This window comes from Acinetobacter sp. NigerLNRRAM0016, assembly GCF_054112845.1.
On record NZ_JBSYVT010000024.1, the window covers coordinates 46,748 to 54,651 of the forward strand.

9 protein-coding genes are annotated in these 7,904 nt (G+C 40.9%); 6 read left to right on the forward strand and 3 right to left on the reverse strand.

The window, feature by feature from the left end; all coding sequences use genetic code 11:
• The first annotated feature begins 88 nt into the window (after positions 1–88).
• Positions 89–1,171, forward strand: coding sequence for a tRNA (uridine(54)-C5)-methyltransferase TrmA (gene trmA, locus ACWQ4X_RS14120; protein ID WP_457904076.1), 1,083 nt, complete (start codon positions 89–91; stop codon positions 1,169–1,171).
• Positions 1,172–1,410: 239 nt separating this feature from the next.
• Complete coding sequence (locus tag ACWQ4X_RS14125) at positions 1,411–1,638, forward strand: hypothetical protein (RefSeq protein ID WP_026441170.1); 228 nt, start codon at positions 1,411–1,413, stop codon at positions 1,636–1,638.
• A 66-nt stretch (positions 1,639–1,704) separates the two neighbouring features.
• On the opposite strand, the gene ACWQ4X_RS14130 is transcribed toward ACWQ4X_RS14125, so the two are convergent.
• The gene (locus tag ACWQ4X_RS14130; RefSeq protein WP_457904077.1) at positions 1,705–2,421 is read right to left on the reverse strand and encodes a phosphodiester glycosidase family protein; all 717 of its coding nucleotides are present in this window, start codon (positions 2,419–2,421) and stop codon (positions 1,705–1,707) included.
• 178 nt (positions 2,422–2,599) lie between these two features.
• Between ACWQ4X_RS14130 and ACWQ4X_RS14135 the strand changes: the two genes are divergently transcribed.
• Positions 2,600–3,136, forward strand: coding sequence for a lecithin retinol acyltransferase family protein (locus ACWQ4X_RS14135; protein WP_100241685.1), 537 nt, complete (start codon positions 2,600–2,602; stop codon positions 3,134–3,136).
• Between the two features lie 155 nt (positions 3,137–3,291).
• Here the strand turns inward: ACWQ4X_RS14135 and ACWQ4X_RS14140 are convergent, their stop codons facing one another.
• Complete coding sequence (locus ACWQ4X_RS14140) at positions 3,292–5,016, reverse strand: glutamine--tRNA ligase/YqeY domain fusion protein (protein ID WP_457904078.1); 1,725 nt, start codon at positions 5,014–5,016, stop codon at positions 3,292–3,294.
• Between the two features lie 167 nt (positions 5,017–5,183).
• Here ACWQ4X_RS14140 and ACWQ4X_RS14145 point away from each other — a divergent pair, with 167 nt between their 5' ends.
• Both ACWQ4X_RS14145 and ACWQ4X_RS14150 read left to right on the forward strand, forming a co-directional pair.
• Complete coding sequence (locus tag ACWQ4X_RS14145; RefSeq protein WP_100241687.1) at positions 5,184–5,693, forward strand: peptidylprolyl isomerase; 510 nt, start codon at positions 5,184–5,186, stop codon at positions 5,691–5,693.
• Between the two features lie 85 nt (positions 5,694–5,778).
• The gene (locus tag ACWQ4X_RS14150) at positions 5,779–6,498 is read left to right on the forward strand and encodes a UDP-2,3-diacylglucosamine diphosphatase (RefSeq protein ID WP_457904079.1); all 720 of its coding nucleotides are present in this window, start codon (positions 5,779–5,781) and stop codon (positions 6,496–6,498) included.
• 62 nt (positions 6,499–6,560) lie between these two features.
• Here ACWQ4X_RS14150 and hpaI read toward each other — a convergent pair whose 3' ends face one another.
• Positions 6,561–7,358 (reverse strand): 4-hydroxy-2-oxoheptanedioate aldolase, encoded by a 798-nt coding sequence (gene hpaI, locus ACWQ4X_RS14155; protein ID WP_457904080.1) that lies wholly within the window; start codon positions 7,356–7,358, stop codon positions 6,561–6,563.
• A gap of 241 nt (positions 7,359–7,599) precedes the next feature.
• Here hpaI and ACWQ4X_RS14160 point away from each other — a divergent pair.
• Positions 7,600–7,904 (forward strand): nitroreductase family protein (locus ACWQ4X_RS14160; protein ID WP_457904081.1); only part of this gene is annotated, 305 nt, incomplete at its 3' end.

A 7,904-nucleotide genomic window follows, 5' to 3' on the forward strand; every position in this document is an offset into this window, starting at 1 on the left:
TCATTCGAAGTTGCTGAATTCGCTTAGTCTTCTTCAGTAAACTTTGTTACCATCCCTGTTTTCTACGTTTTATAATTTTTGACTGCATATGACTTCATCTTATCAGCAACAACTTGATGCCAAAGTTGAACGTATTTCTGCGCAATTTGCCGAATTCAATCCCCCATCTCTTGCGGTGTTCGCATCTCCAGAACAACATTTTCGTATGCGTGCAGAATTTCGAATTTGGCATACTGATGACGATATGTTCTATGCCATGTTTGAACGCGATGAACAACAACAAAAACAAGTGATTCGTATTGATGAGTTTCCAATTGCTGATGCCAGCATTAATCAACTCATGCCTGTACTCTTGGCAGAACTAAAAAGTGATGAAGCATTATCGAAACGCTTATTTGAAGTTCACTTTTTGGCGACCTTAAAAGGTGAAATGCTGGTTTCACTGATTTATCGCTGCCCTCTTGATGAACAATGGCAAGCCTTAGCCAAACAGTTGGCTGCAAAACTCAAGATCAAAATTATTGGTCGTAGTCGCGGACAAAAAGTTGTGCTGTCTGATGAGTTTGTGGTTGAAGAACTGCAAGTTTTTGAGCGTAAATATCAGTACAAACAAATTGAAAGCAGCTTTACCCAACCCAATGCACAAGTCTGCCAAAAAATGCTGGAATGGGCTTGCGATGCCGCAGAGCAATCTTCTAAAGATTTATTAGAACTCTATTGTGGAAATGGTAACTTTACCCTGCCATTGTCTACCCGCTTCAATCGTGTACTAGCCACAGAATTAGCAAAATCATCTGTTTACGCTGCACAATGGAATATTGAACAAAATAACATTGATAACATTCAGGTGGCGCGACTGTCTGCGGAAGAGTTTACTCAAGCCTATAATGCTGAACGTGAATTTAGACGCTTGCAAGAAGCACAGATTGAGATCAGCAGTTATGATTTTGATACCGTATTTGTCGATCCACCGCGTGCAGGTATTGATGATGAAACGCTGAAACTATTGCAACGCTTTGAACGCATCATCTATATTTCATGTAATCCAGATACCTTACATGACAATTTGAAGCTGCTGACGCAAACCCACAAAGCCACACGTTTTGCTTTATTCGATCAATTCCCTTATACCCATCATGTTGAATCTGGTGTGTTACTGGAAAAATTGTAAGAATTTTTTATTCGTCTAAACTTTATCCTCAAGCTATTTAAAACAATAACTTGAGGATTTTTATTTGAAATAAAGCATTTAAATTCACCTTAATTTCATCCTTGTCATAAAACCGTTCATTTAACCGCTTATGATTGAAAATTTGCGTGTTTAACTGCTGCTTTTATCACTCATGATGTCTTGCATTATTTACAGAATTGACTATATTTCGTTCTATGTTATTCATGAATGAAGGCTCTATGAGTTTTTGGCAAAAATTGTTTGCTGCACCGCAGCAGTTGAATGAGCATAAAAATCAAATCGCGTGTGTCGAGAACGATTGCTCATGCAAAACAGATGAACAACTGTTAAAGGCTCTTGCTCAAGCCACAGATGACGATGTCATTATTGGTATTAAACGTGTTTTAGCCTCTCGAGGTTATAGCCGCAAAGAGCTGAATGAAATCACTCGCTCACCATTACAGTGATGCCGATTTCGACTTTAAGAAGCATTGGGAGAACCAGTGCTTTTTTATTGCCGTGTATTTCTGTTTTTAATCACAATTCTGATCTTCAATATACGCCAGCATCGGTCCAAAGGGACTGCTTTGGGTATTGATACTCTTTTCTGCCAGATAAACCGCAGAAATAGAGCCATCCAAATATAAAGCCTGCTCTACACCTAAATCAGACTGCATAAAACTCGCCAATTCATAAAAATTTACAGCCTGCTCAGTAATGACAAAATACAGCACTTGATCTTTTATCCCTACGGCGTTCCGTATTTTCAAAGATGTGCTTTCCGCCATGAAAATGGGATTGATTTGCCGATTACGCACTAACATCGGACCCGACTGAGTTGCATAATCTGCCTTGAATTTACGTTTCGCATATTCAGCCGTACTTATAATTACCGCCTGTTTAGCGTTCCAAGCCAACACCCCATTCGGCTCTAAATAGAAATTCCCCCAACCACGCAGACGATTCAGTGGGAATAGCTTTTTTCTCCTTTCAATATATAAACCGACAGGGCGATAAGTGTAGTGAAACATGCCTGCATTCATGGCGAATGTCATCTGCTCACATGTTTTTAATTGCGTTGGGATTTGACTGAAGTAATTCAGCGGCGTTGAACTCCCTTTTTGGTTTAACAATAAACGGAGCTTGGTTAAATCACGCATTTCAACTACGGTATAGTTAACCTCATTGTATTGCCGAGTATAGCTTGTGACTTGTGCCCATAAATTTACAGGCACTAAACTCATCAGCATAACGATCAGTTGCAGCCGGCGCCTTAATCTTATGTCCATGTGCACCTTCACACTTTAACCACTTAGCTTCTATTTTATGGCTTTTTGTAGCATTCGCATGCAACTAATCGCCTATCTCCATAATTCCAAGTACACTACATGCTAATATACGGTTGTAGTTTATTCGTTTAGCATAGCGATGCATCAACAGAAAAAACGCTTCCCGATTGGGGCTCATCTGGTTGTCAAACACTTCGCCTACTCCCATCATGGGATTTATATCGGGCGTGGTCGTGTTATCCATTATTCAGGCTTTGCCCACTTCTTCAAAAAAAGACCGATCGAAATCACCACACTGGCAGAATTCTGTCATGGCAAAAAAATTAAGGTGATTGAATATCAGCATCCCAAATATTATGGGCGTAAAGTCGTACGTCGCATGCGTTCACGCATGAAAGAAAACCACTATCATCTGATTATTAATAATTGTGAACATCTATGTACTTGGGCAATTACGGGCGTAGAGAGTAGCCCTCAAGTGGTTCGTATGATGAATCGTTTGACGACTATTGGTTATGTCAGCTCGATTATGAGCTATATGAACAGTATGCTGCTCACCATTACCACCACCTGCTTTGCGCTTGCGCTATACATTAAAAAGAAACTTCGTGATAAAGCCAAAATGCAGAGACAAACCTATTTGTTCTTCAAAGATCAGGAACATAAAAATCGTTAAGCTGATTCTGACTAAACTCTGTTTTGTCGCTTTAAGTCCCCCTCAAATATATTTGATTCTTGAATAATCTCAATGTCCAGAAGCATAAATATGGATAGACATTAAAAAAGCCCCTTAACTTGACGTTAAGAGGCTTTTGCATTTCAAATCAGGTTTTATTTACCTGGTTTAAAACTGTCTTTTAAATCCAAAATACGGTTAAACACAGGTTTTTCTGCAGTATGGTCATAACGATCTGCTACAAAATAACCTTCACGTTCAAATTGGAAACGTTGTTCCGGCTCTGCTTGTGCCAATGCAGGCTCAATAACCGCTTGTACCACCGTTAACGATTCTGGATTTAACGTTGTCAAGAAATCATCGGTTGCATCTGGTGCAGATTCAGTGAATAAACGGTCATAAATACGGACTTCAGCAGGAATACCTTTGCTTGCAGATACCCAGTGAATCACGCCTTTCACTTTACGACCTTCAGGGTTCTTACCTAAAGTTTCTGGATCGATCGAACATTTCAGCTCAACCACTTCACCGTTTTCATCCTTAATGATTTCATCACACTTGATCACATAAGCATGACGTAAACGTACTTCACCTTCAGGCACCAAACGCTTGAAGCCTTTTGGTGGAATTTCTTCAAAATCTTTACGGTCAATATAGATTTCAGACGTTAAAGGAATAACACGCTCGCCCATATCTACGTTTGGATGACGCGCATGCACCAAGTCCAAAGCTTCAGGTAAGTTGGTTAACGTTACTTTTAGTGGATTCAAAACTGCCATACCACGACCAGCCGCATTTTCTAGCGATTGACGGATACAGAACTCAAGCATTGCGACATCCACAATACCATCGGTCTTAGACACGCCCACACGCTTACAGAAATCACGTAAACCTTCAGGTGTGAAACCACGACGGCGCATACCAACAACTGTTGGCATACGTGGATCATCCCAGCCCTGAACATGACCACCTTCAACCAATTTACGCAATTTACGCTTAGAGGTAATAGTGTAGTCAATGTTTAAACGGCTAGATTCGTACTGACGTGGCACTGCCGCTGAATGAACTTTCTCAATGACCCAGTCATAGAAAGGACGGTGGTCTTGGAATTCCAAAGTACATAGAGAGTGCGTAATCCCTTCAATTGCATCAGACAATGGATGAGCATAGTCATACATTGGATACATTTTCCATTTGTCACCCGTTTGATGGTGCTCAGAATGTAAAACGCGGTAAAGAATTGGATCACGCATATGTACATTTGGAGATGCCATGTCAATTTTGGCACGTAAAACCGCTTCGCCTTCTTTGGTTTCACCATTACGCATTTTTTCAAAGCGCTCTAGGTTCTCCGCAACGCTTGCATCACGGTAAGGTGAGTTTTTACCAGGCTCTACAAAGTTACCACGGTTTAATTTAATTTCTTCTGGTGACTGCAAATCCACATAAGCATCACCCTGTTCAATCAACTGTACTGCCCATGCATACAGTTGGTCGAAATAGCCTGATGCATAACGTGGTTCATCTTTCCAGTTAAAGCCTAACCATTTTACATCGTTAGCAATACCGTCTACATATTCTTGTTCTTCGGCATCTGGATTGGTGTCGTCAAAACGCAGGTTGCAATAACCATCAAATTCTTCTGCAACACCGAAATTCAAGCAAATTGCTTTAACATGGCCAATATGTAAATAACCATTCGGCTCTGGCGGGAAACGCGTTACTACCGTTTGCGTACGTCCTGATGCTAAATCATCCGTAATGACTTGACGCACAAAATCCAAGCCAGGCTGTTGTTCTTGCTGCGCAGCATCGACAGAGGCATGATTACTTGGTGTCGGGTTATTTGGCAGAGATGCAACAACATCATTTGGCTTCATAGTAGATAGATCACTTCTAAAAATAAAAAACAGGATATTTTAAACGCAATTTCAGTATTTTTAACAAAGAAATGTACGTTTTTACTTGCCTTGTAGTTTACAGTTTGCTTATGCTTCTCTCAACCAAAAACCCATGGCTTTTATGTCCATGTTAAGGAGATTACACAATGAGTTTTCCTCAAGTCGAATTAAACACCAATAAAGGTCGTATTGTTCTTGAGCTTAACGCTGAAAAAGCACCTAAAACAGTGGCTAACTTTTTAGAATATGTTCGTGACGGTTTCTATGACGGCGTAATTTTCCACCGCGTGATTGATGGTTTCATGATCCAAGGTGGCGGCATGGATGAAAACTTCAAAGAAAAAGCAACACGTGACTCAATCGAAAACGAAGCTGATAACGGTTTGAGCAACGATGTTGGTACGATTGCAATGGCGCGTACTCAAGCTCCTCACTCTGCATCTGCTCAGTTCTTCATTAACGTGAAAAACAACTCTTTCCTTAACCACACTGGTAAAACAGCACAAGGTTGGGGCTATGCAGTATTTGGTAAAGTAACTGAAGGTCTTGACGTTGTAGATGCAATCAAAGGCGTTCGTACTGGTAACCGTGGTTACCACGCTGACGTTCCTTTAGAGAACGTTGTCATCGAATCTGCAAAAATCATTTCTGAGTAATAATCCCTCCTAGCGTCCCTTTATTAAGGGAGGAAAGTCCCTCTTTTTAAAGAGGGATTTAGGGAGATTAAAAAAGGATAAAAGCGTGACCTATCTGTTTATATCAGATTTACATTTGTCACCCGATCACCCTCGACTTGTTCGAGGGTTTTTCGCTTTGCTAAAAGAATATCAACACCAGCAGACCCAGCTCTATATCTTAGGTGATTGGTTTAATGCTTGGATTGGCGATGACTATACTGCACCGTGGCTAGATGAAATTGTTTCTGCATTGCAGCAGTTCCACAATGCTGGAAATCAAGTCTATTTTCAGGTCGGTAATCGAGATTTTGCCTTAGGTCAAAAATTTCTGGATCAGTTTCATGGCATTTTATTGCCTGACGACTATGTCCTAAACATCAATCAACACACGTTCCGCCTAGAACATGGTGATGCGCTTTGTACCGATGATGTTGGTTATCAACGCTTTAAAAAGATTATCCGCAATCCGCTCATCCTTGGATTCTTACGTAAAACCCCTTTAAGTTTCCGCACCAAACTCGCCAACGGTTTCCGTAAAAAAAGTCACGCTGCGCAGCAGTTTAAAAGCTATGAAGTCATGGATGTGAACCAGCACGCTGTCGAACAAGCACTGGCAGATGTCGATGTCCTGATTCATGGTCACACTCATCGTGCAGCCATTCATGAGCTACAAGGCAAAAAGCGTATTGTCTTGGGTGACTGGAAGGAAGACTCAGCTCAAATCTTGGTTATTGATCCGACACAACCCAATTTGGATCTAAAGTTAAGTACCTTTGACTATTAAACCTCAAAGTTCTCACCTTTAGATTTTTCCATCATTAACGCTTTTACGACTCCTGTTCCGATTTAATAACCGCCCTGCACCTTTACAACTTCATTTGACTGTTTGTACTTTGACAATAAGCTTCTTAAGCCATTCATTAACACACTGGTATCCACGCCCACAGCAACAAACTCGGTTCCTAACTCAACATACTTTTGCGTGACTTCATCTGTAGTCGACAGAATCCCTGCTGCTTTTCCTGCTGCACGTATTTTCTTAATGGCTGCAATCACGGCTTTTTGCACTTCTGGATGATTCGGATCGCCTTGATAACCCATGGTTGCAGATAAATCGACCGCACCAATAAAGACCCCATCAATACCTTCAATTTGCAGTATGTCATCCAAATTTGTTAAGCCTTGGACTGACTCAATTTGAATCAATAAGCATATCTGCCCATGCGCTTGCGCATAATAGTCAGGAATGCTATTCCAACGTGTTGCACGCGCCAATGCAGCACCTACGCCACGGACTCCCTCTGGTGGATAACGCACCGCTTTCACCATAAGTGTTGCCTGCTCTACCGTTTCCACCATTGGAATCAATAAAGTTTGTGCACCAATATCTAACAATTGCTTGATTAATTGCACGCTACCTATAGGCGGACGCACGACTGCTTGTGAAGGATAAGCCGCCATACTCTGCAGTTGAAGCAATGTGGTTCTTAAATCACTTGGTGCATGTTCGCCATCAATCAACAACCAGTCATACCCAGCATTCGCCACAATTTCGGTGGCATAGGCATCTGCCAAACCCACCCAGAGCCCTATTTGCTGCTGGGTTTTCAATTTTTGCTTAAAATGATTAATTGTATTGCTCATTGCTAATGGTATTTCAACTGCATTGCTTAGATGCAGTAAACCCTCATTACCCGCGAAAGACCAATATTGATTTTCGATCTTATGATCGTATTCAACACTTAATCCTGCATTATCTCCCTCTAATCTGATGATCGAACAAGCTTTGGTAGAACAATTATCAACGATGCTTGAATCTGCCCCATGAAACGATTAATGTGAATATTCCGCTAAAAACAGCATTTCTTGAACTTGGAGTTATTTCATGGATCTTTTGAATATTTCAAAAACTCGTTATACCACTAAGGCTTACGATCCTTCCAAGAAAATCCCACAAGAACAGTTTGAACGCTTACTGGAAATTTTACGTTTAACCCCATCTTCTATAAACATCCAGCCATGGCACTTTTTTATTGCAGATAACGATGCTGCCAAAGAACGCATAGCGAAAGCCTTGGTTGGGAAATACGCCTACAATGCACCAAAGGTGTTAGATTCCTCTCATACCATCTTGTTTTGCACCAAAGCCGATATTACTGAACAGCATTTAGATAATTTATTAAATCAGGA

Coding starts and splice junctions, on each gene's coding strand:
- ACWQ4X_RS14135 (WP_100241685.1), top strand. CDS start 2,600: ATGCATCAACAGAAAAAACGCTTCCCGATTGGGGCTCATCTGGTTGTC.
- hpaI (WP_457904080.1), bottom strand. CDS start 7,358: ATGAGCAATACAATTAATCATTTTAAGCAAAAATTGAAAACCCAGCAG.
- ACWQ4X_RS14145 (WP_100241687.1), top strand. CDS start 5,184: ATGAGTTTTCCTCAAGTCGAATTAAACACCAATAAAGGTCGTATTGTT.
- ACWQ4X_RS14140 (WP_457904078.1), bottom strand. CDS start 5,016: ATGAAGCCAAATGATGTTGTTGCATCTCTGCCAAATAACCCGACACCA.
- ACWQ4X_RS14130 (WP_457904077.1), bottom strand. CDS start 2,421: ATGCTGATGAGTTTAGTGCCTGTAAATTTATGGGCACAAGTCACAAGC.
- trmA (WP_457904076.1), top strand. CDS start 89: ATGACTTCATCTTATCAGCAACAACTTGATGCCAAAGTTGAACGTATT.
- ACWQ4X_RS14125 (WP_026441170.1), top strand. CDS start 1,411: ATGAGTTTTTGGCAAAAATTGTTTGCTGCACCGCAGCAGTTGAATGAG.